The 24,011-nt window shown below is 34.1% G+C and carries 16 protein-coding genes; 3 read left to right on the top strand and 13 right to left on the bottom strand.

From position 1 onward, the window contains the following. Positions 1-125: 125 nt before the first annotated feature. From bglX to dnaK, 12 genes are all read right to left on the bottom strand, one after another. Entirely contained in the window at positions 126-2,426 is a 2,301-nt protein-coding gene (bglX, locus tag ACFX5F_RS05305) for a beta-glucosidase BglX (protein WP_379850621.1), read from the bottom strand. Continuing rightward, positions 2,423-3,130: a carboxylesterase family protein gene (locus ACFX5F_RS05300; RefSeq protein ID WP_379850619.1), complete on the bottom strand. Its 708-nt coding sequence runs from the start codon at positions 3,128-3,130 to the stop codon at positions 2,423-2,425. The genes bglX and ACFX5F_RS05300 overlap by 4 nt, the downstream gene beginning before the upstream one ends. A gap of 6 nt (positions 3,131-3,136) precedes the next feature. Further along, positions 3,137-4,525, bottom strand: a complete 1,389-nt coding sequence (locus ACFX5F_RS05295; protein WP_379850617.1) for a glucoamylase family protein — start codon at positions 4,523-4,525, stop codon at positions 3,137-3,139. Between the two features lie 75 nt (positions 4,526-4,600). Beyond that, a complete protein-coding gene (locus tag ACFX5F_RS05290) occupies positions 4,601-5,503 on the bottom strand; it encodes a LamG domain-containing protein (RefSeq protein WP_379850615.1) in 903 nt (300 codons plus the stop codon). 18 nt (positions 5,504-5,521) lie between these two features. After that, positions 5,522-6,976: a RagB/SusD family nutrient uptake outer membrane protein gene (locus ACFX5F_RS05285; protein WP_379850614.1), complete on the bottom strand. Its 1,455-nt coding sequence runs from the start codon at positions 6,974-6,976 to the stop codon at positions 5,522-5,524. Between the two features lie 4 nt (positions 6,977-6,980). Then, complete coding sequence (locus tag ACFX5F_RS05280) at positions 6,981-9,989, bottom strand: SusC/RagA family TonB-linked outer membrane protein (protein WP_379850612.1); 3,009 nt, start codon at positions 9,987-9,989, stop codon at positions 6,981-6,983. A gap of 241 nt (positions 9,990-10,230) precedes the next feature. Continuing rightward, complete coding sequence (locus tag ACFX5F_RS05275) at positions 10,231-12,975, bottom strand: helix-turn-helix and ligand-binding sensor domain-containing protein (RefSeq protein WP_379850610.1); 2,745 nt, start codon at positions 12,973-12,975, stop codon at positions 10,231-10,233. A 97-nt stretch (positions 12,976-13,072) separates the two neighbouring features. After that, entirely contained in the window at positions 13,073-14,257 is a 1,185-nt protein-coding gene (locus tag ACFX5F_RS05270) for an acetate/propionate family kinase (RefSeq protein ID WP_379850608.1), read from the bottom strand. An 86-nt stretch (positions 14,258-14,343) separates the two neighbouring features. Continuing rightward, a complete protein-coding gene (gene pta, locus ACFX5F_RS05265; RefSeq protein ID WP_379850606.1) occupies positions 14,344-16,437 on the bottom strand; it encodes a phosphate acetyltransferase in 2,094 nt (697 codons plus the stop codon). Positions 16,438-16,490: 53 nt separating this feature from the next. Beyond that, complete coding sequence (corA, locus tag ACFX5F_RS05260) at positions 16,491-17,561, bottom strand: magnesium/cobalt transporter CorA (protein WP_379850604.1); 1,071 nt, start codon at positions 17,559-17,561, stop codon at positions 16,491-16,493. Between the two features lie 215 nt (positions 17,562-17,776). Next, positions 17,777-18,379 (bottom strand): hypothetical protein, encoded by a 603-nt coding sequence (locus ACFX5F_RS05255; RefSeq protein WP_379850602.1) that lies wholly within the window; start codon positions 18,377-18,379, stop codon positions 17,777-17,779. A 170-nt stretch (positions 18,380-18,549) separates the two neighbouring features. Further along, positions 18,550-20,436, bottom strand: coding sequence for a molecular chaperone DnaK (dnaK, locus tag ACFX5F_RS05250; RefSeq protein ID WP_379850600.1), 1,887 nt, complete (start codon positions 20,434-20,436; stop codon positions 18,550-18,552). Between the two features lie 737 nt (positions 20,437-21,173). On the opposite strand from dnaK, the gene ACFX5F_RS05245 reads away from it, so the two are divergent. From ACFX5F_RS05245 to ACFX5F_RS05235, 3 genes are all read left to right on the top strand, one after another. Continuing rightward, positions 21,174-21,542, top strand: coding sequence for a VOC family protein (locus ACFX5F_RS05245; RefSeq protein ID WP_379850598.1), 369 nt, complete (start codon positions 21,174-21,176; stop codon positions 21,540-21,542). Between the two features lie 117 nt (positions 21,543-21,659). Further along, positions 21,660-22,334 carry a GNAT family N-acetyltransferase gene (locus ACFX5F_RS05240; RefSeq protein ID WP_379850597.1) on the top strand — a complete coding sequence of 225 codons (675 nt, stop codon included), beginning with the start codon at positions 21,660-21,662 and terminating at the stop codon, positions 22,332-22,334. Between the two features lie 296 nt (positions 22,335-22,630). After that, complete coding sequence (locus ACFX5F_RS05235; protein ID WP_379850595.1) at positions 22,631-23,356, top strand: DUF6629 family protein; 726 nt, start codon at positions 22,631-22,633, stop codon at positions 23,354-23,356. Here ACFX5F_RS05235 and ACFX5F_RS05230 read toward each other — a convergent pair. Then, positions 23,348-23,953 (bottom strand): GNAT family N-acetyltransferase, encoded by a 606-nt coding sequence (locus ACFX5F_RS05230; RefSeq protein ID WP_379850593.1) that lies wholly within the window; start codon positions 23,951-23,953, stop codon positions 23,348-23,350. The two genes, ACFX5F_RS05235 and ACFX5F_RS05230, sit on opposite strands and share 9 nt — an antisense overlap. Between the last annotated feature and the right edge of the window lie 58 nt (positions 23,954-24,011).

Below are 24,011 nucleotides of genomic sequence, written 5' to 3'. Positions count from 1 at the left end.
ACGTACGAATATAGCAAAAATCTAGGTTTTCTAATCGCTTAACATATCACAAATTTACCTTTTTTGTTAAAAAAAACCCTCCGGTATAAATACTGAAGGGTCGTCATTAAATAAACAAACCAAATTTATTTAATCAACTCCAAACTAACTTTCTTCTCTGCATTAGAATCAGTGCCAACAAAAATTTGAAATGCACCAGGCTCAGCAATAAATTGTAAATCAGAATTATAAAACTTCAAATCTTCGACAGAAATTTCGAAGGTTACCGTTTGTTTTTCTCCTTTTTTAATAGCTATTTTTTGGAATCCTTTCAACTCTTTTATAGGTCTTGTAACTGAACCTATAAGATCCCTTATGTACAATTGAACTACTTCTTTACCATCATAATTTCCGGTATTGGTAACCTCAACAGTAACGTTTACTTTTTCGTTAAAATTTATTTTATCCGATGAAATTTTAAGATTCGAATAGTCGAAAGTAGTATAACTCAATCCAAATCCAAAAGGAAATAAAGGTTCATTTCTTTCGTCGATATAATTAGATCTGAATTTTTCGAATTTCCCTTCTTTGTTCCCTAATGGTCTTCCCGTATTTTTTTGATTGTAATAAATAGGCACCTGCCCTACACTTCTAGGAAAAGTAGCAGTCAATTTTCCTGAAGGATTTTCATTTCCAAACAAAACATCAGCAATAGCGCTTCCTGCTTCACTTCCTGCAAACCAAACATTAAGAATTGCCGGAACAGTTGCATTTTCTTGATTTAAAACTAACGGGCGACCATCAAATAAAACTAAAACCACTGGTTTTCCTGTTTTCAATAATGCTTGTAATAAGTCTTTTTGAGCTTGTGGAATTTCTAGATTGGTTCGGCTGCTGCTTTCTCCGCTCATTTCAGCAGATTCTCCAAGAGCTGCAACGATTATATCTGATTGATTGGCAATTTTCAATGCTTCCGCCAATAATTCTTCTTTTGTTCTGTTATCTCGGTGTAAAGTCTTACCAAACATTGTTGCTTTTTCTTCAAATGCGGGGTCATAATCCAGATTACTTCCTTTGGCGTAAAGTACTTTTGTAGTATTTCCAACTACCTCTTTAATTCCGGCTACTAATGAAACCGATGTTTGCATATTAGTAGCAACACTCCAAGTACCTGCCATATTTTCCTTGGCATCAGCCAATGGTCCAATCACAGCAATAGTTCCTGATTTTTTCAAAGGCAGCAATTGGTTCTGGTTTTTAAGTAAAACCAAAGATTGAGCAGCAATTTTTCTAGCTTCAGCTCTATTACTGCTTGTGAAAATTTCTGTTTTTGCTCTTTTTACATCACAATATTTGTAAGGATCTTCAAACAATCCTAAATCATATTTGGCATTCAAAATAAGTCGAACCGCACTATCAATTTGTTCGATATTAACTTTTCCTTCATCCAATGATTTTTTTAAAGTAGTAAGAAAACCTTCGCCTACCATATCCATTTCAACTCCGGCATTTAGAGCCAACGCAGATACCGTTTGCAAATCGCCCATTCCGTGTTCAATCATTTCAGGAATTCCTGTAAAATCAGTTACTACAAAACCTTTAAAACCCCATTGTTTTCTCAACACATCAGTCATCAACCATTTATTTCCAGTTGCAGGAATTCCATCAATTTCATTGAAAGATGCCATAACCGAACCTACACCCGCATCAACAGCCGCTTTGTATGGAGGAAAATAATCATTGTACATTTTTATTCTGCTCATATCTACCGTGTTGTAATCACGTCCCGCTTCCGGAGCACCATACAAAGCAAAATGTTTCACACAAGATAAAATGGTATTGTTTTTTGACAAATCATCTCCCTGGTATCCATGAACCATTGCTTTGGCAATTTGGCTTCCCAAATACGGATCTTCACCCGAGCCTTCAGAAACTCTACCCCAGCGCGGATCACGAGAAATATCAACCATAGGGGAAAAAGTCCAGTTGATTCCATCGGCACTGGCTTCTTGTGCAGCAATTTGAGCACTTCTTTCAATCAATTTCATGTCCCACGTACAAGATAATCCTAGCGGAATAGGAAAAGTCGTTTCATAACCATGAATAACATCCATTCCAAAAAGCAAAGGGATTTTCAATCGGCTTTTTTCAACTGCAATCTTTTGTACTTCTCTAATCTTCTGAACGGACTTGATATTGAATAAACCACCAACTTTACTTTCTTCAATATTTTTAGCCACATTAGAGCTATTGGCAGCTCCGGTTGTAATATCTCCCGAAGTTGGCAAGTTTAATTGCCCAATTTTCTCTTCCAGAGTCATCTTAGAAAGTAAATCTGCTACAAATTCAGTCCTTGGTTTAATTTTAACTGTTTTTTTGGCAGTCTTTTTTTGGCTGTAGCCAAAAAGTGAAAAGCCCACCAGAAGTATAATTAATTTAATTTTCATTTTATATCTGTTTTTATCTGTTTAAACATCCAATCGTAAATTTCTTGGTTGTCATATACTTTAGACCAACTATCATGTCGCGCATCATCGAAGATGGTTAGTTCGACATTGGCATTACAGGATTTTAATTTTTTATAGATCGTGATCGCATAATCGACATTGACAACATCATCTAGCAGACCATGAAAAATTCGAGTCGGTATGTTCTTGATTTTACAATCTTCTATCATTGGAACTCTATCTACAAAACCAGCAATTGGAACCAATGCAGCAAAAGTTTCGGGATGTGCAAAAGCAAGATTCCAAGCTCCCCATCCCCCCATACTCAAACCCGTTAAGTAAATTCTATTGGCATCTATATTATTTTCTTTTTGAATTTTTAAAATCAATCGATACAATACTTCTTCATTCCAATATTCATTCTCAGGACATTGTGGCGCTAATATATACGCGTCGAGCTCGTGATTTTTGATGTATTTGAAAGGACCGTGAACTTTTACTTTTTCGATATCCGTTCCTTTTTCACCAGAACCATGAAGAAAAATAATCAGTGGTTTTTTCCCTTTGGTATTTGCCGGAATGTGCAATGCATAACCTAATTCATGTTTCTCAACGATTTCGGTTTTTATTTTCCCATTAACATCTGACTGAGAAAAGGAATTCAATGAAAATAAAAAGGCAATTATTATAATTTTATACTTCATGATTCCTTAAAAATTATATTTTCCGGAATGAAAACCAAGTTTTACTAAACCTTGTTTCACCTCCGGCGAATTCATAAATAATTTCCATAATAAGCCGGTACGATAATTTTCAATCATTGGCGCTATTGTACCCTGATCGATTGCTAAATACCGTGGTGTTACCCAATTATAATGCGGTGAAAAAGCATCATAAGGTCCCGCGATTCCAACTAAAGAACTCTTTTTCTCATCATATAAATAATGTAGAAATTTCATTGATTCTGTTGGCGTATACGGAAAAGAGGATAAGGCTGCTGTTGGTGAAATTACTCCTAAATCATTATTTGGCTGATGCGCTGAATATCCTGTCGATCCGTCACTATTTCGAGAATAACTTGCCGTCAATCCCCAACATTTATCCGAATATCCATTCCATTGTTTTGGATTGGCTATGCAATATTGGTTGATGATTTTAGAATGATTTTGCGTCAGTGCCCAATAATCTGCATATTGATCCGTCAAGTTAGTAGGATCTAAACCTAAATAGGAGTATTGAGCCCAGAACAAAGGTCCTACATTACCGGTTGCTCCATTATAATTGAAAATGACTGGAATTCCGTATTGCGAACCACCATTTACTATTGCGCCATTTCTTGCCCAAGCTTGATGATACGCTGCAGCAGGAATAGGATGTGTAGGAGACGCGGCACCCATTATATAGGTAATTAAACATTCGTTGTATCCTTCCAGTTTAAAATTCATTTCCCAACCGTAAGTAGGTGACCAATGCCAGTATAACGCATTTTCGCCTTTAGTATACCAGTCCCACTCAACGCCTTTCCATAAATTATCTGCTTTAGTGGCTAAAGCCTGTTCTGCAGTAGTTCCATTTTTGAAATATTCTCTAACGGTTAATAAACCCTGACATAAAAAAGAGGTTTCTACTAAATCCCCTCCATTATCTTTTGTTCCAAAAGGAATTACCTTACCTGTAGTTCCATTTATCCAATGTGACCACGCACCGTGAAAACGATCCGCATTTTCTAAAAAAGTCAAAGCAGTTGTAAGTCGAGAAACAGCTTCAGTTCGATTAACAAATCCCCGCTCTACACCAACGACTATTGACATTAACCCAAAACCTGAACCTCCGGTAGTAACTATATTAGCTTCAAAACTTGGATCATCAGTTAGGTAACGCTCTCTTGCTAATTTTGAATTGGTTTCAGCATAATCCCAAAAATATTTGATAGCATCTTTTTGAACCTGATCCATAGCTTCGGTATCTGTTAAAACAGGTACAGGAGATGTGGGAGTTGTTGGCAATGGCGTACCTCCACCACTATTTCCTCCAGGAGATGAAGACGAACAAGAATTTAAAAAAATCACAAAAAATATTAAGTATAAACCGTTTTTCATCTTTAAAAAATAATAGGATTAATAACTAAAAAATACACACCTAGTTTTATGCAAACCAGGTGTGTCAATAAATCTTTATCTGTTATCTTTTTCTAATTTATATAAAGCAACAACTTCATTGTCAGAAAGCGCCGTTTTATAAATTCTGAACTCGTCCATTAAACCTGTATAGTTAAGCATCCAACCATCAGCAGCACCCCAAGGAGCTCCTAAATGTTGTTGAAATCCACCAATAATGAATTTTGAAACATTCGAATTAGCGAGTTCGCCATAACCAACTCCACCAGTAAGAGGATCACTTGCATATCGTTTTGCAATTGAAGCAGGCAAATCAAGCTTCTTTCCATCAATGTACATACTGTAAGTTGAACTAGTTCCACTATACGTCCATACTACATGTTTCCAAGTTCCAAACATATTAGCCAAAACATTAGCACCACTGTGTTCTATAAACTGACCTGACCAAGCAATACTGGGTGTCACATCTTTTTGAAGATGATTTTTCATTAACATAGTATTTGCTGGACCTGTACCTTCAATCAAGGAGAAAATATTTCCCCAAAAATCTGTGGTTTTTGGTAGCATAAATAACGATTGTGCTCCTCCTGTATGCGGATTTGTATTAATCCACATAGAAACTGTAATACTTTTTATATCTACCAAAGAACTGGCTACAGTACTGTAAGCTATAAAAGAATTTGAAGAACCTTTATACGCCTGTCCTTTGATTCCAGCGCCGTAACTTACATTTGTTCCAACTCCACCAGTGACACTATTTTTTGAATCAGAAATAGTATTCTCAAAACTAAATTTAGCGATCAAACTACTGGCAGCAACAGCATCTGAGTTTTCATACCCACCAATTGCCTCATAAGGAATTGGACTGTTTACTTTATCTATACTATCCTCATTACAGCTCACAAAAAATTGAGAAGCCAGAACAGAAGCAAATAAGAAAATATATTTATTTTTTTTCATTTTTACTGTTTTTAAAAATTAATAACCAGGATTTTGTGCTGATAATCCGTTTGATTGCGTAATGAATGCTTGTGGTAATGGAAACAATTCATGTTTACCGGCAACAAATGTTTTACCATCAACAGCAAACGCAGCAATGGCTTGACCCGTTCTTACTAGATCAAAAAATCTATCATGCTCGAATGCCATTTCAACTCTTCTTTCTTTCCAGATTGCTGTTCTAACAGCAGCTTGAGATGCTGCAGTTGTATTCCCTAATCCAGCTCTTGCTCTAATTTGGTTTATCAAAGGAATAGCCGCAGGAGTTTGGTTTAATTCATTTAATGCTTCCGCTTTCATTAGAATTACTTCAGCATATCTCAAATATTTGATATTCACATCAGTTTCCCAACCATCTGTAAAAGCAGAAGAATACGCTTTGTAGTTGTATCTTTCATTTTCAACAGTAACTGGAACAACTCTGCCATCATATAAAGTGGTACCTCTAAAAATGATTGTTGCATTTTTTCTAACATCGCCAGTTTCATAAGCATTTACTAAACTTTGCGATGGAGTATTGAAACCCCAGCCCCATCCACCATTACCACGAGCACCTTGTGTATTGGAATATCCTGAGATTCCTTTGGCTGGTGTTGAACCAGTTCCTTGAATTTCAAAAATTGATTCGGCATCATTTTCTCCCGCTAATCTATACATAGAAGCATAATTTGGAACAATAGAATATCCGGTAACCAAATTACAGTTGTCCACTACTTTCTGCCAGTTTTTTTGGTACAAATTTACTTTTGCTAACAATGCGTAAGCAGCTCCTTTTGAAGCTCTTCCTTTTTCAGCAGCAGCGTATTCCGATTTGTTTGGCAATGCGGCGATCGCTTCTGTCAAATCACTTGCGATAAAAGCATACACTTCGGCACTTGTTTTGCGTGTTAGTTGCATGATTCTATCTGCATCCGAAGATGGATTTGGCAAATGATCTACAATTGGAACACCACCGTACGTTTTTACCAAAGTAAAATACATAAAAGCTCGTAAAAATTTAGCTTCACCCACCAATCTCGTTCTTAAAGCAGGATTGGCCTGATCTAATTGTGGAATTATGCTCAAGGCCTGATTGCATCTGTTAATCCCTTCATAATTAGCTCCAAAAATTTCACTTGTAGATGGCGTTGACGCATTATAGGTTAATGCATCCATCAAATCTTTATCTGAACCCGTATCTCCCGGAGAAGAACCTTTATCAGCATCATCAGAAGCAATACTTGACAACCCAATCCAAGAGAATGAAGTCATGTTCCAATCTAAAAACTTACTGTAGATTGCCGTTACAAAAGTAGCTGCTCCTGCATCATTATTGAATAATGCAATATCTTTCGTAGAAATAGACTCGGTTTGATCTACATCTAAATAATCGTTTGAACATCCAGAGAAAAAGTATGCGGATAGCACAAACATTGATATATATATCTTTTTCATTGTATTAAAATTTAAAATTAGCACCAATAACGAATGATCTTAATGTTGGGTATGCATCCAACTCAATACCTTGAGTTCCGTAAGGATCCCCATTACCATTTAATTCAGGAGAAAAACCTGAGAATTTTTGCGTAATAAATGGATTAATTGCATTTACATATATTCTGCAAGCATTTAAAAATTCTCCTTTTAATGGAATTTTGTATCCAAGGGTAATATTATTAATTCTAAAGAAATCTCCAGATTCTAAATAATAAGTAGAAGCTACCGGAACTAAATTAAATGGTCCAGGATTCACTGCAGTCGTATTGTTTGGTGTCCAAAAATCTGTCGCTAGTGATTCCTCAATATTTTCTCCGCTAAAGCGTTGTGCTTTTTTACCGTTGTACACTTTTGCTCCAGAGGTGCCATATCCGTCAACGGATAAATCAAAGTTCTTGTAGTTTAAACCTAAAGTAACACCGTAGGTGGAAGTTGGTAAAATAGAACCTACATACTTTTTATCTTTATTAGCATCTAAAGCATCTTGAGTCACTTTTGCACCTGCTGCTGTGTAATACAACATTTTACCATTAGTAGCATCAAAACCAGCATAGTCATACATATAAAAACTACCTAATGGCTGACCAATTGAGGTATTATCTAATAATTTTGTCCATTGACCATTTGCTAAATCTCCTCCAGTAATTGGTGCTAGCGTAGCATCTTTCAGCCCTGTCAATTTATTTTTGTTATTAGAATAATTACCGCCAATCCAGTAACTCAAATTGTCATTTATTTTATCATCCCAACGTAAAGCAACTTCATATCCTTTATTAGATACTTCCCCAACATGTGCTGGTGAAGAATTACTTATTCCAGAAGTCAGATAAGGTTTTGTATTTAAAATAACATTAGTTGTTGTTTTATTATACAAATCGAATGAACCTTTTAATCTGTTGTTCAATAATTCAAAATCGATACCTCCAGAAGTTTCCTCGGTAATTTCCCATGATAAACTAGGGTCAACCTGAGAATTGATAGTAGTTCCTTCATACAATATTGAACCTCCTAAATAACTACTTAATCCAGAAGAATAAGCTTGATTATTGAGCGGTACATTTTGATTTCCTAGTCTACCCCAGCCACCTCTTAATTTCAATAAATTGATTCCTTTTACATCAGCCATAAAATCTTCTTTGGTAACAATCCAACCTAAACCAAAAGCTGGAAAAGTTCCCCAACGATAGTCTTTACCAAAATTAGAAGAACCATCACGTCTAATTGTACCCGTAAACAAGTATCTGTCCATTAATTTATATTGGAAACGACCAAAATAAGACGCTATTTTATTTTCATTAAAAACTTCATCTTTATAACTAGTAACCGTTCCTACATAATCAACATCTTTCAAAGACCAATAATTAGCATCTGCATTTACATTTTTTCTTGCAACAGTCAATTGTTCTCTTGCTCCTCTTACTGAAGTCTCGATACCTGCTGTTACTTCAATGTCATGAACATCTGCAAAAACCTTATTATAAGTCAGGTAATTAGATAGGTTCCAATTGAAATACTGATTTCTTCCTTTAGTCAATAAATTAATATTCTTATCAGCCGGATAGATAATAGTAGCTAACTGACCTGGATTATTATTGGATTGCCAAATGGTTTTAGTGTCTTCAAAATTGTAATTTTTCCAAGAATAATATTCCCCGTTAAACTGAGAAGTAAATTTTAATGATTTTACAATTTCATAATCTAATTTCAAACCACCTTGTAATGTTATACTTCTTTGTTGCTCATTAAAATAGTCTAATTGAGCTACCGGATTACCAACATTGTTAAAAGAAGAGCCTGATGTTCCTGCAAAACCATCGTTTCCTACATAAGAAACACCATATTGCCCATTTGAAAATCGAACAGGAACTATTGGAGACTGTTTGTAAGCATTCGTAAATGCACTTAAAGGCTTTGGTGTTGAATTCGTTGAACCAAAACTTAAATTTTGATTTAACGTCAATTTTTTAGAAAGCTTAAATTCGTTGTTATTTCTAAAAGTGGTACGGCTGTAATCTAATCCATTAAGAATTGCTTTCTCTTGGTAATTTCCTAAACTGAAAAAGTATTTAATATTTTCCGTTGATCCGGAAACTGAAGCGTTATTTTGAGTATACGTTCCTGTTCTAGTAATTGCATCAAACCAATCTGTATTAACCGGTTGATCTTGTGAAAAAGTAGTCGTTTGCAAAGCGGCATTCGAATAATGAGCATATTTATTACTTCCCGCCATTTTTACTTTTTTCAAAGGCTCCCTAAAACCGGCATAGCTTTCAAATTCAACGGAAACCTTATCGCCTTTTCCTTTTTTGGTTGTAATAATGATTACTCCATTTGCAGCTCTAGTTCCGTAAATTGCTAATGACGAAGCGTCTTTCAAAATTTCATAAGATGTAATATCATTGGTATTGATATTATTGATATTTTCAGTAGGCATTCCATCTACAATGTACAACGGAGTTCTTCCTCCCAATGCTGTACCTAAACCTCTAATAATAACTGAAGGAGCACTGCCTGGCAAATCAGAAGAAATTACTTGAACACCCGCAGCTTTACCTTGTATGGCTTGAGAAGCATTCAAAACTTTAGTTTTAGATATTTCCTCCGCTTTTATTGAACTGATTGCAGTGGTATTATCAATCTTTTTTCTGGTTCCATATCCAATTACAACTACCTCTTTCAATTCCGTGTCTTTAGATTCTTTCATCGTTATAGACATAGAAGTTGAAGTTACAGGTATTGATAAAGCATCAAAACCTACCATACTGATTTTTAACATCTCACCTACTTTGGCATTAATGTTAAAATTTCCATCAAAATCAGTATCAGCTGAAGTTTTAGAATCAGTAGCAACTATCATTGCCCCTGGAATTCCAATTCCGTTTTTATCTAATACTTTTCCCTTGATTACTTGACCAGACATATAGGCTGGAAGTAAAATGAGTGCTAAAAAGCTAAAAATAAAATTTCTCATATATTAATAATTTGTTAAAGTTAGTGGAGCCAAATTAAATAATTACAACGTTATAGTAAGCTAAATGAAGTTACTACATGAATACATCAAAATGCAAAATTGAAACAAGAAATCAATGTTTTAGAGCAGCTAAGGAAGGAAAATAGAATGATACTACATCTTAATGATGTAGTAATGATGTATTGTGATTTGATAAAAAATCATCTTAAATAATATAGTACCGATAAAAAACAATGCTTATTTATAAATTTAATAAAAATTTAGACAAATTTTCATCTTGAATTAGGTTTAGTTTCTTTCTTAATCGATAGCGGTGCAACTCTACCCCACGAAAAGAAATATTCATCATGGGAGCAATTTCCTTAGAGGAAAGATTCATTTTTAAGTAAATACAAAGCTTAATATCCTTAGAAGTAAGATTTGGATATTTCTTAGACAGATTAATTATAAATTCATTATGAATCTGGTTCAGGTTTGCCTCAAATGTTTCCCATTCATGCTTATTTACTGCATTAATTTTAATAGCTTTTTTGATTTCACTTTTGAGTTTATTGAAATCAGTTTCAGTATCTAAAATTCCTTGAATATTCTCTATCATTTCACTTTGTTTCGCAATAGAAAGTGATTTACCTGCTACTTCAGATGATTTTGATTGTAATTCAAGTTCTAAAATATGCTTTTCATATTCTTGAACATTCAACTCGTTTTCGGCTTTTAATTCCATCTCCAGAATTTTCTTTTGATGTTTTAATTCTTCTTTCTGGAATTTCAGTTTCTGAGTGTATTTTATCTTATTCCATTTATAATAAAGATATAATATCAACCCGACCAAAATCAGGTATACTAAAATCATCCAAAAAGAAAAGTACCATGCTTTAGCTACGATGAATTGAAAATTAGAAACTTTATTATAATGTAAGCCATCATTACCGTAAATAGTCAACTCATGAGAACCACTACTGAGGTTATTCAAAATAATCAATCCTTCCTTAATAGGAATAAATTCTTTAGTCCCATTTATTTTATAAAATAGATCAGGTCTCGTCGCACCATAAATCCCTGAAATCACATGTATTCTTAGCTCCGAGTTATGCTTGATTTTTGATGTGTTTTCTACCAATAAATTATCATTGAACGCTTCAATCTTTACATTAGTTGTTTCCTTATTTTTATATTTTAATTGAAGTGAAATAAAACCATCATCTAGATTTAATAGATAGCTGTCGTTATTCTTAAATACTTTCAAGTTGCCATTGATAATTTTTCCTTTATAATATTTCTCCTGAATACTATTTTTGATAAATTTAGTATCATTTGCATAAATATGATATAAAAGTCCGTCTTGAAGCACCATGAAGTTATTTTCATCAATTGCAACAATATCTGAGGCCTTTTTGAAATTCGTATTAAACAATTCATTCCCTTCTAATTGATTGGTAATTGAATTATAGGTGTACCAAAAGTTATCGATTAGAAAGAGTATTTCATTTCGAAACTCAAAAATTTTTACACCAAAATCATTTGCAATTTTGCTGCGTTGGGTAACGTTTTCAACTTTGATGGTTTCGTATGCATCATTATAAAGAATTCTGTATAAACCTCTATTATTATCAGCAGCCCATATTTCATTTTTTCTATTTTGTGCCACATATTTAATTGGCTTTTGCACTCCCTTTATGACTATCTTTTGATTCAAATCATTCGCGTCTTTATATATGATTACACCACTGTAAGTCGCTTGCAGATAGGAATTGTTAATACTACTTTTTACCAAATTCCAGCCTCCATTTATAGTACTTAATTTGTAGAACAATCCTTTCTCGTATATAAAAGTCCCCTCATTGTGACCTACGAGATATTTACTATTTATTTTACTGATATTCCAGGCTTGTCCTTGCGTATTCGGAATAAGTGAGAACTGCTTGTCCTCATATTTAAAGACACCATGATTAGAAGCCATCAAATAACCTTTTGAAGTACTAGCAACAGAATAAACAGAACCCAAAATCCCAGAACTGTCATAAAAAATAGAAATCGGAGAATTGACTTCAATGTGGGCAATTCCGTTATCCAGTCCGAGCCACAAATCACTCTCTTTATCCTGACCAATACTTAAAATAGAATTGTTCATCAAGACATTATTTCTATTGATATTTTTATAAGATCCGTCATTCAAGTCTAGAACATAAACCCCTTTATTTGCAGTCCCAATAATCAGTTTATTGTTTTTTATAAATTGAGCAACATTGATATTTGCCGCTTTCAGAATATCATTTAAAGAATTTTCCCAAGGGTTTAAAACACCATTTTCCAAAACATAAACTCCATTTTTTTTTGTAAAAAAATACGTTTTATTTTGATATTTTTGGATGCCATGAATTACATTATTTTCTAAAACAGCTAGGCCGTTTACTTTTTCAAAATGACCATTATACATTTTATAAATTCCCTTTTCTACGGAAGCAATCAAAAGCTGATTGTCTACGATAAAACAATAGGAGATGAGGAAAGAAAACTTAACTTCCCTGATGGCTCTACCATCAAACATAAAAATTCCGTTAAAGGACTGAAAGTATATAGTGTTGTTGAATTTAAATATCTTCCAAATTTCTTCGTTGTTGTTGTCATCAAAAACCTTCTTGTCTTTAGAAATTGAAACGTACTGCATCTTTCCTTCTTTTCTAAACCAATACCCAAATTCTTTGTAGGAACCAGAATAAATCTTGTCGCCATCAACCATAATAGAACGAATGATTGTTTTGTTTGGCAAAGTGTTTTTCTCCCATTTAACACCATCATATCGTAACAAATAGTAATTATTTGCAAAATACATCGCATCATCATTTCCTTGCGCTACATTCCAGATCTGGTTATCGCCCTGATAATTTGATTTGCTGTAATTTTCAACAAAAGGCAGCAACTCTTGAGAATAAAGTTGGAACGAAAAAATATACAATAGAGATATTGTGGCAATTCTTGCTTTCAAAATGTGGCGTTTTATCTTCAAATATAAAGAGATTTCTTAAATAAAGGACATAAAAAAAGCCTTTGAATCCAGAAGCCATTTTCGAATATGAAATTTTTTAATTCTTAAGTAATTCAAATACCTGATTTGCAATTTCAATTTCTTCATTAGTTGGAACGACCAATATTTTAGTTTTCGAATCAGTAGTGCTAATTTCTCGGATTTCCTTAGACCGAATTTCATTTTTGGATTCATCCAGTTTGATTCCAAAATAATCCATATCTGTACAAACCAATTTTCTAATGTAGGAGGAATTTTCTCCAATTCCTGCAGTAAAAACAATAGCATCCAATCCATTCAAAGCAGCGGAGTAGGAACCAATATATTTTTTAATTCTGTACGCATTCATAGCTAATGCCAATTGACAGTCAACATTTCCATTTTCAGCATTCAATTCTATGTCTCTCAAATCGCTGTAACCGGTAAGTCCTAGCATTCCGCTTTGTTTTTGCAACATCGTATTGACCGCTTCCAGCGAATAACCCAATGAATTTACCAGATAAAAAATCACGGATTGATCTACATCTCCACTTCTGGTTCCCATAATCAAGCCGTTCATTGGACCAAAACCTAGTGTATGGTCGATACTTTTCCCGTCCTTTATGGCAGTCATGCTGCAGCCATTACCTAGGTGAATGGTAATAATATTACTGTTTTTATCTAAATGCGCGATTGCTTTTTCCGAAACATATTTGTGACTGGTTCCATGAAAACCGTAAACGCGTATTTTATTTTCCGTCAAAAGGTAATTTGGCAACGCAAATTTGTGAGCCACTACAGGTATTGATTGATGAAAAGCAGTGTCAAAAACGGCTACTTGTTGCGCATTTTTAAAGATTTCTTCGGCTACATTTATTCCTTCTAAATTAGCAGGATTATGCAACGGAGCTAAATCAAAAAGTTGTTTGATTTTATCTTTTACTTCGGTATTAATTACTACGGTATTTGAGAAAGCGCTTCCTCCGTGAACCACTCGATGCCCTACAGCTTCAATCTCATTCGTGCTCTTAATCACTCCAACTGTTTCATCCATCAACAACTTTGCAATTTTCTCCAACCCTATTTTATGGTTGGGAATTGGTAACGTTTCTTCTAACTTAGTTGTATTGGTTACATAACTTAGGTTTGAAGTCTCTAATCCTATTCTGTCAATCATCCCGGAACAAATGACTTCGTTTAAAGGCATGTCTATTAATTGGTATTTTATGGAGGAACTGCCGGAGTTTATAATTACTATTTTCATTTAAATTTTATTAAAAGATTAAAAAATTGAAGTAATAAAAGATTAATTTTTAATCCTTTTAATATTTCAATCTTTAAATTAAAAAGCTACAATCCTTGTGCTTGAATAGCCGTAATCACGACCGTATTTATAATATCATCAACCGTACACCCACGGCTTAAATCATTTACGGGCTTATTTAAACCCTGCAACATTGGGCCAATGGCTAATGCTCCCGTTTCCCTTTGCACCGCTTTATAGGTGTTATTTCCAGTGTTTAAATCCGGAAAAATCAAAACGCTGGCTTGTCCTGCCACTTCTGAATTTGGCATTTTACTTTTTCCCACTTCCATATCTACGGCAGCATCATATTGAATAGGACCTTCAATTTTTAAGTCGGGACGTTTTTTCCTCACTATTTCGGTTGCAGTTCTTACTTTATCAACTTCATCGCCTTTTCCGGATGAACCGGATGAATAAGAAAGCATGGCTATTTTTGGTTCTATTCCAAAAGCCAAACTCGAATCAGCTGAAGAGATAGCAATTTCTGCCAATTGTTCTGCAGTAGGATTTGGATTGATAGCACAATCTCCAAAAACCGAAACACGGTCTTCTAAACACATGAAAAATATTGAGGAAACCACACTGGAATTTGGTTTAGTTTTAATGAATTGCAAAGCGGGCAAAATGGTGTGTTGCGTAGTATGTGCAGCACCGGAAACCATACCATCGGCGTGCCCTTTGTACACCATCATCGTCCCAAAATAGGAAACATCTTCCATCAAATCTTTAGCCATTCCTAATGTCACGTTTTTGCCTTTTCGCAACTCAAAATACGTGTTAACATAATCATCATAATTTTCAGATTCTATTGGATTTATGATATCAACTTTCGAAAAATCAAATTCTAAACCCAACTCAGCTACTTTATTTTCTATTTGCTTTTTGTTTCCAATAATCGAAATATCAACGACATCCATCGCTAATAATCGAGAAGCAGCAATAATTATTCTTTCGTCATTTCCTTCGGGCAAAACAATGTGTTTTCGATGTTGTCTGGCTCTTTTTACTAAGTTGTATTGAAACATTTTTGGTGTCATACCTTCAGCTTCAAAAGTAATTAGCTTTTCAGCCAAATTATCCAGGTCAACGTATTTTTCGAATGTACTGATCGAAATTTCAATTTTTTGCTTGTTGTTCGCGTAAATTTTAGATTTGATCGATCCAATTTTATTGGTGATATAATAAGTACCTTCCTCAACGGCTATAATTGGAACAACAGTAGAGAGACCTTCTATTAATTTCAGAATACTGATCTCAGGTAAGATATTCCCTGTCAATACTATTCCGGAAATAGAAGGATAATTTACGGATTCATTCGCTTGTAGCGCGCCAAGTATGATATCAGCCCTGTCTCCTGGTGTGATTACCAGACTATTTTCCTTCAAATGCAATAAATAATTGCACAATTGCATTGCTCCTACACTGAAATTTCCGGTTTGATTGTTCAAGTGTGCGGCACCAAATAAAACTTTAGCATCTAACTCATTTACAATTTCCTGAAGTGTGGGATTATTCAAATTATGGATTAAAGGAATCGAATTAACTAAAACGCTCTCCGGCAGGCTTTTTTTCAATCCATTAGTTACCAATTCTATATTATTAGGTTGTACTTTATTAGCAATTACAGCCAATACTTCAACATCCTTTACCTTAAATGAATCATAAGCAAGATAAAGACTATCAATTAACTCTTCTAATGTTTTCCCCACGCCTGAACCCACAATAATCGTTGGAATACCAAGGTTTTTGGCAATCAAAACATTCATGTCCAATTCAATAACAGTCCCCTCTCCGGTAAAACTGGTTCCTTCTACCAAAACAAAATCAAAACGCTCCTCTAATTTTTTATATTTTTCAATAATTAAATCCAGAACCTCCCCTATTTTACCTTTGTTCTTTTTTTTGATTAGTTTACTTTTTGTAATCGCGTAAGCATCTTCAAATTGAATATCCAAACCAAAATGACCAATTACGGTTTCAATATGATTATCAAATCCTCCTTCTTCGGTATCTTCTATAATTGGTCTAAAATACCCTACTTTGGCAGTCTTACCAATTAGCATACTCATCAGTCCCAAAGTGACAATTGACTTGCCGCTATTTTCTTCGCTTGTTGCTATATATATGGCCTTGTTCATTTTTTTATTTTTATATTACTTCCAAAATAAATTGGATACAATGCATTTAATTACTAAAACCAACGACGTCTCTTAAAATAAATTATCATACCTATTACCACCAAAAACATAACTGCAACAACGGTGTAATACCCATTGCGGTAATGGAGTTCAGGCATAAACTCAAAATTCATTCCGTAAACACCCACAATAAATGTAAGCGGAATAAAAATTGCCGACACAATAGTCAGGGTTTTCATAATCTCATTCATCTTATGCGTTTGCGCCGAAAAAAAGAAATTAGATGCACTTTCCAATGAACCCATATCCGATTCTATTTGTTCCAGAAGCTCCAAACTTTTTTGATGCAATCGAGTAAAAAAACTGAAATTTTCTGCTTCTATGGAATTAAATACATTATCGTCTTTTATGCTTTTAATGTCGTACAAAGAATCTCGTAACGGAATAATAGATCGTTTCAGAAAATTGAAATTATCGCGATGCTTTTCAATTCTTTCGAGAATTATTAGGTCAGCACTGTTTTTTGAAAGGTTAATCAATTCTTCTACTTTGTCCTCTTCATTCTCTAAAGTGATATAAAAATTTTGCATAATGGAATCCAAAAGAATATACAAAAGATAATCCGCTTTTTTTGTCCTGACAATTCCGGAATGCGTTCTGATTCGTTCCCGAATGTGCATGAAAAAATCACTTCGCTTTTCCTGAAATGAAATCAAAATTCCATCTTTTATAAGAAAACTGATTTGCTCCACACTAATATTATCTGAATCTCCGGCTGGCAAGAGTGATTTTATATTAAAAAATAAAGTATCTGACAATTCTTCTAGTTTTGTTCTCTTCGTGGTATTTAAAATATCGGCAAGCATGAAATTATCGATATTAAAATAATCCCCGATAGACTTCATTAATTCAATATTATTCAAACCATGAATATTCAGCCAATTCGTTTTTTGTGTATTGATATATTTATCCAGATCCGAAACTTTAAAATCCTCATATTCTGATAAATCAAAATTGTCAAAAACAAACAACTGCATTTCTGATTCGTGGCTTTTATGAACCCCGGTATACTCTAGATTATAAGGCTGCAGTTTTCTGCCTTTCTTGTATTTAATTTTTCTCATCCAAAATTGTTTATCTAGTAATATTACGAAAAACTTTTATCAATGACTGACTACTCTAGCAATTTGCCACTGATAAAAAGCAAAGATATGCAGAAATAATAATTCCTTATATGAGATTAATCATGTCTGACTTATCAAAAAACATTTATTTCTGTATATAAAAACAAACCCGACCCCTTTTTGAAAGGGTCGGGTTAAATTTCATCAACTAAAATTTATTTTTTCTTCTTCGATGGTCCGGCAGAAACGAAAACAAACTTTTTATCCGCAGTAACGTAAACCATTTTATTTTCCTTTGCTTTGTTTTTCAATACCACTTCTCCTTGCTTGTTTACTATACATTCAAAACCTTCATTTCTAATTCGGTCTATTGTTTCAGAAACGGTTTGTTTGTCATCCAAAAAATGTATTTCAGTTATTTTTGTGGTAGTTTGTTCATTCGACAGCACTTTTGTTTTTGAAGCTAATTCACAAATTATTGAAACAGTTGTCAATGCAGCCTCGGTTTTTAATTTGCTTTGCAAGGTCTTTTTTTCTTGCCAAGTTATTTTATGCAAAATAATTCCTTTGGTCATAAAAGGTTCAATTTTACATTCTAATGGCAACTTGTCTACCTCAAAACTTTTCAGTAAAATCGTGTCTTTTTTAGCTCCTTTATTGGTGATAAACAAATAAAATTTATTCTTAACCATTTCTGCCGAAACATTATCTGATTTTGCAAAAACGGAGGAAGATGTTGCTTTTTTGGCTTTATTGGTCTGGCTGAAAAGAGCCGTACAAAAAAATGACAGGACAAGAAGTAAGATTGTTTTTTTCATAATTGCTTTAGATTTCAAAGGAATTGAAAATTACAATAATATTTGATACAAAATAGGCGCATCCGTTTTTAAACAAAAAATAAATTCCATAAAAAAACCGTTCACCAAAGGCGAACGGTTTTCTAAATCAACAGTAAAAATGCACCGCAGTGCATCTCTACGGGAAATTATTATTTTACTTCTTCGAATTCAACATCTTCAACATTGTCTCCTTGTGCAGCATCCCCTTGAGGTTGCGCTTCAGCTTGACCTTGTTCACCTTGAGCATACATCGCTTCAGTTGCTTTTTTCCAAGCAGCGTTGATGTTGTCAAGAGCAGTTTGAATTGCAGGAATGTCTTGAGATTGGTGAGCCATTCTCAATTCAGTTAATGCGTATTCTACAGCCACTTTGTTTTCGTCAGATAATTTAGAACCTAATTCTTTCAATTGAGTTTCAGTTTGGAAGATCATTCCATCTGCTTCGTTCAATTTTTCAGCTCTTTCTCTTGCAACTTTGTCAGATTCAGCGTTAGCTTCTGCATCTTTTTTCATTCTTTCGATTTCTTCAGCTGTTAATCCAGAAGAAGCTTCGATACGAATATCGTGAGATTTACCAGTTCCTTTGTCCGTTGCAGAAACTTTGATGATACCATTAGCATCAATATCAAAAGTTACTTCAATTTGCGGAACACCTCTTGGTGCTGGTGGAATACCATCTAAATGGAAACGACCAATAGTTTTATTATCAGCAGCCATTGCTCTAGCTCCTTGTAAAACGTGGATTTCAACTGTTGGTTGAGAATCTGCAGCTGTAGAGAAAACTTGAGATTTTTTAGTTGGAATAGTTGTGTTAGGCTCAATAAGAGTTGTCATAACACCACCCATAGTTTCGATACCTAAAGATAAAGGCGTAACGTCAAGTAACAACACATCTTTTACATCTCCAGAAAGAACTCCACCTTGAATAGCTGCTCCAATAGCAACAACCTCATCAGGGTTAACTCCTTTAGACGCTTTTTTACCAAAGAATTTCTCTACTTCGTCAGCAATTCTTGGCATACGAGTAGAACCTCCTACAAGAATAACTTCGTCAATATCAGAAACAGATAAACCTGCATCTTTAAGCGCTTTAGCAACTGGTGCCATAGAACGTTTTACTAAAGAATCAGTTAATTTTTCAAATTGTGCTCTAGTTAATTTTTTAACTAAGTGTTTTGGTCCTGAAGCTGTAGCAGTTACGTAAGGTAAGTTGATTTCAGTTTCAGTAGAAGAAGACAATTCAATTTTTGCTTTTTCAGCAGCTTCTTTCAAACGTTGCAAAGACATTGGGTCTAAACGTAAATCAATACCTTCTTCAGCTAAAAATTCAGCAGCTAACCAGTCAATAATTTCGTGGTCAAAATCATCCCCACCTAAGTGAGTATCTCCGTTTGTAGACAATACTTCAAAAACTCCGTCTCCTAATTCAAGAACAGAAATATCAAATGTACCTCCACCTAAATCGTAAACAGCAATTTTTTGATCTTTACCTTTTTTATCAAGACCGTAAGCAAGTGCTGCTGCTGTTGGTTCGTTGATAATACGCATAACTTTAAGACCTGCAATTTCACCAGCTTCTTTTGTAGCTTGACGTTGTGCATCATTAAAGTAAGCAGGAACAGTAATAACCGCTTCAGTAACTGTTTGACCTAAATAGTCTTCAGCAGTTTTTTTCATTTTTTGAAGTGTCATAGCTGACAATTCTTGTGCAGAGTATAAACGTCCATCAATATCAACACGTGGTGTATTGTTGTCCCCTTTTACTACTTTGTAAGAAACTCTTTTTGCTTCAGCCGAAACTTCTGAAAAAGAATGACCCATAAAACGTTTGATAGAAGCAATAGTCTTAGTTGGATTAGTTACCGCTTGTCTCTTAGCAGGATCTCCTACTTTAATTTCTCCACCTTCAACAAAAGCGATGATAGATGGTGTTGTTCTTTTTCCTTCTGCGTTAGGAATAACAACTGCTTCATTACCTTCCATTACAGAAACACAAGAGTTTGTCGTACCTAAATCAATTCCGATTATTTTACCCATTTTTAATATATTTAATTTTATTGTATACTAGTTTTAATGACTCGAAGTCGATAAGTCAATCTTTGTGCCAATGCAATACACCTCCTTAAATTGTCAGTTTCTGTTAAAATTGGCGTGAAAAAATCTGACAAGATGACATTTCAGGGGGTTTGTCATTATTCTAGAAGTTGTCATCCTTACACTACGACACTAAGCATAACCGAAGCTTGAATTTATTTTAGGAGCTGTATCCCGCTATTCGCTGTATCTTTTCTTTTTTAAAGAAAAAAAGAAAAGGATGCCGCTGTTATCGGGGCTAATGAATCTGAATCCTAATTTCTAGTTGTTGTTGTTTTTAAATTACTTTTGTAGATCGGCAATAATAACTCGTAAAATTTTAGTTTTCGCTTGGTCACTTCTTTATCCAACTTGTTGAATAAGATTATCTGCTTTGCAAATCTAAATGCAAGGGCAAGCGTCCCACTGGGCCCCTAAAGCAACTTTAACAAACATTTGAAATCAATCTCGTTGACCTTTCTATTTTACAATAAATAAACAGCGATTGGTAGAGAAAAACATCAAACCAATAAAGGCGGTTTAGCTGAATTTGAGTAATAGTTTTTAATTTGAAGTTGGCCTTGAAGTCGATTCAAACAGCAGGAATCCGAAAAATAAATCTTAATTTAGTCTTTTCAAGTCTAGAATTTGCCGAGCTATCGCAAAAAAATATCCACAAATTAAAAACTAAAAGCTAAAAAATGAAGTATAAAGCTAAATCAATCAGACCTTTCATAGGAGCCAAAGATTATGAACTATCGCGTAATTTTTACCGTGATCTTGGATTTCAGGAAATCACTTTATCTTCTGAGATGAGTTATTTCAACAAGGATGACTTAGGCTTTTATTTGCAAAATGCTTATGTCAAGGATTGGATAGACAATACAATGGTTTTTATAGAAGTAGAAAATGTGAAACACTTTTGGAACGAATTAGTAGCATTAGAACTTACATCAAAATATGAGAATATTAAATTAGTACCTATCCGTGAACTTGATTGGGGAAAAGAATGTTTCTTGCATGATCCTTCAGGAATTCTATGGCATTTTGGAGAATTTACAACGAAATAAAATACAAGAGACGGTATTTTGAGCTTGCCACAATACTAAAAATCCCGCATCCATTATGCACGTAAAATGTTGCGAAACCCATAAAAATATAATTGCAAAAACAGATAACAATTTTCCATGAAAGAAATCGAAAAACTTGATAATCCAGTTTGGCATTCCTTATCCGAGAGCCATCATAGTTTTGCTATTGACTACAATACTGTAAAGTTCTACCAACCGGATTATTGTCCGTTTGGAGGTTTTACAGCCGTTGATACCACCTACACCGCTATTACTGAATATTCTAAATTAGTAGCTAATTTCTTCATTGTTGGAGAAAAACCAAAAATTCCAAATTCTTTAAAATTGAACAAGGAATTAGTTTGCCTGCAGATGGTAGTTACTAATAAAATAAACATGGAAATTAAAGAAGAAATTGTGGAGCTTGGTCCTGAACATTACGAGGAGCTTTATGAATTAATTTGTTTAGTACAACCCGGTTATTTCAAAAAGAAAACATCTTTATTAGGAAGGTATTATGGAATTTTCAAAAACAACAAACTCATAGCGGTAACAGGAGAAAGGATGAAAATGAATCACCATATTGAAGTAAGTGCAGTAGTTACCCATCCTAATCATACTGGAATGGGATATGCAAAACAACTTACGACCCATACTGTAAATGCCATTTTTGATCAAAGCAAAAAACCTTACTTACATGTAGCCGTAACGAATAGCATCGCTATTGCACTATATAAAAAACTGGGTTTTACAACCAGAAGGAAAATTAGTTTTTGGAATATAGTAACATGAATTTTTATAATTTACTGATTTTCAGTTGCTAGATTCAAAACTTATTTATACATTAGCTGTAGATGAGGAGCACTAACTGTGAAAATCCCACTACCCCCAAAATCTTATTACTATTGACAAGTTAGAAAGCATTTTAAAACTTAACTAACTTTTAGGGTACATCAACTGTTTCAATAATGATGATTAAATGCTTATAAAAGCAAATAATTATTCTTTTTATCTTCAACATTTGTGTGATACTTTCATACCAACCTACTTTAAATACAATAATTTTTAATTAATTTAAACTAAAACTTATGTGTTTTTCAGCTAGTGCCAGTTTTGGAGCGGGTATAATTCTTGCTGCGGTGAGTGTTATTTCAATAAAGGAGGTAAGAAAACCATCTCAGATTTATTTCGCCTGTATTCCTATTATTTTTTGTGTACAACAATTTGTAGAAGGCTTTTTATGGTTAGCATTGACTAAACCTTTTTTTGCACCGTTGCAACAAATCACAACGTATATCTTACTATTTCTTAGCCAGGTTGTATGGCCATTGTGGATTCCTTATGCAGCATTAAAACTAGAAAAAGAACACCAAAATATAATTTTTCAGCGAGCGCTACTTGCAATTGGTGTTTTGGTTGCTTTTTATTTGGGATATTGTTTGCTGAATTATTCTGTTGAAGCACAAATTAGCGGCTATACAATTTCCTTTGCACAAAACTATCCAATGCAATATAGTATTCCTGCTGGCCTATTTTATATTATAGCAACTGTCGCTCCGCCTCTATTTTTAACCATTAGAAAAGGCTGGTTATTGAGCATCACAATTATTATTTCCTATAGTATCACTACCATTTATTACCAAGATTACATTGTCTCAGTTTGGAGTTTGTTTTCATTATTCATTGGTGTATCCGTTTTGGTAATTATGGATGAAATTAGGTATCCGACTGCGAAAAATTCCAAATACTATTATTCGAGTGATCGCAGTAAAAATTCCAGTATCTCCAATCAGGACTTTAAAGCTTTACATTAATTGGGATTTCAGATTTTCTCTAACGCTTTCAAACCATTCGTTTCTGAGGATACTCAAAATAATGCTGTCACGACGAACATCACTGCCTAAAGTTGGCATATGATTTCTTAAGACACCTTCTACTTTGCAACCTATGCTTTTCATGGCTGCAATACTACGCTGGTTCTTATTATCAGCGCGAAACTCGACACGTTCCATTTCTAAGGTTTCGAAAGCAAATTGTAAAAGCAAAAATTTGCAGTGTTTGTTGAGTCCGGTCCCTCTAAAATTTTTACCGTACCAAGTATAGCCCAACTGCAAGGTTTTGAATGGCAAACTGATATCATAAAAACGGGTACTTCCGGCATATTTCCCTGTTTTTTTGTCAAAAACAATAAATGGGAATTCGGTTTTATTCTCTTTGGCTTTTAAGGCAATTTGGATATAGTTTTCTAAATTCTCTTTTCCGTTGGCTCTTACCAAAGAATATTCCCAAGTATCTGGTTCATTGATAGAGAATTCCAATAGGTTTTCAATGTCACTTTCCTGCAAAGGGCGCAGCAAAACAGCTTCGTTTTCAAGAATAGTATTTTGAGGAAATTCTAAAATTGCAGTCATTATTTTTTTCGCTAATTTATAAAAAATCAAACACGATTAATATCGCTTTCTCTAATTT

It is taken from the genome of Flavobacterium zhoui (assembly GCF_042787235.1).
GTDB lineage: Bacteria > Bacteroidota > Bacteroidia > Flavobacteriales > Flavobacteriaceae > Flavobacterium > Flavobacterium zhoui.
This window is presented reverse-complemented; position numbering and strand designations above follow the sequence as displayed.

Coding starts and splice junctions, on each gene's coding strand:
- ACFX5F_RS05285 (WP_379850614.1), bottom strand. CDS start 6,976: ATGAAAAAGATATATATATCAATGTTTGTGCTATCCGCATACTTTTTC.
- ACFX5F_RS05280 (WP_379850612.1), bottom strand. CDS start 9,989: ATGAGAAATTTTATTTTTAGCTTTTTAGCACTCATTTTACTTCCAGCC.
- dnaK (WP_379850600.1), bottom strand. CDS start 20,436: ATGGGTAAAATAATCGGAATTGATTTAGGTACGACAAACTCTTGTGTT.
- ACFX5F_RS05300 (WP_379850619.1), bottom strand. CDS start 3,130: ATGAAGTATAAAATTATAATAATTGCCTTTTTATTTTCATTGAATTCC.
- ACFX5F_RS05230 (WP_379850593.1), bottom strand. CDS start 23,953: ATGACTGCAATTTTAGAATTTCCTCAAAATACTATTCTTGAAAACGAA.
- corA (WP_379850604.1), bottom strand. CDS start 17,561: ATGAGAAAAATTAAATACAAGAAAGGCAGAAAACTGCAGCCTTATAAT.
- ACFX5F_RS05290 (WP_379850615.1), bottom strand. CDS start 5,503: ATGAAAAAAAATAAATATATTTTCTTATTTGCTTCTGTTCTGGCTTCT.
- ACFX5F_RS05235 (WP_379850595.1), top strand. CDS start 22,631: ATGTGTTTTTCAGCTAGTGCCAGTTTTGGAGCGGGTATAATTCTTGCT.
- ACFX5F_RS05295 (WP_379850617.1), bottom strand. CDS start 4,525: ATGAAAAACGGTTTATACTTAATATTTTTTGTGATTTTTTTAAATTCT.
- pta (WP_379850606.1), bottom strand. CDS start 16,437: ATGAACAAGGCCATATATATAGCAACAAGCGAAGAAAATAGCGGCAAG.
- ACFX5F_RS05255 (WP_379850602.1), bottom strand. CDS start 18,379: ATGAAAAAAACAATCTTACTTCTTGTCCTGTCATTTTTTTGTACGGCT.
- ACFX5F_RS05270 (WP_379850608.1), bottom strand. CDS start 14,257: ATGAAAATAGTAATTATAAACTCCGGCAGTTCCTCCATAAAATACCAA.
- ACFX5F_RS05245 (WP_379850598.1), top strand. CDS start 21,174: ATGAAGTATAAAGCTAAATCAATCAGACCTTTCATAGGAGCCAAAGAT.
- ACFX5F_RS05240 (WP_379850597.1), top strand. CDS start 21,660: ATGAAAGAAATCGAAAAACTTGATAATCCAGTTTGGCATTCCTTATCC.
- bglX (WP_379850621.1), bottom strand. CDS start 2,426: ATGAAAATTAAATTAATTATACTTCTGGTGGGCTTTTCACTTTTTGGC.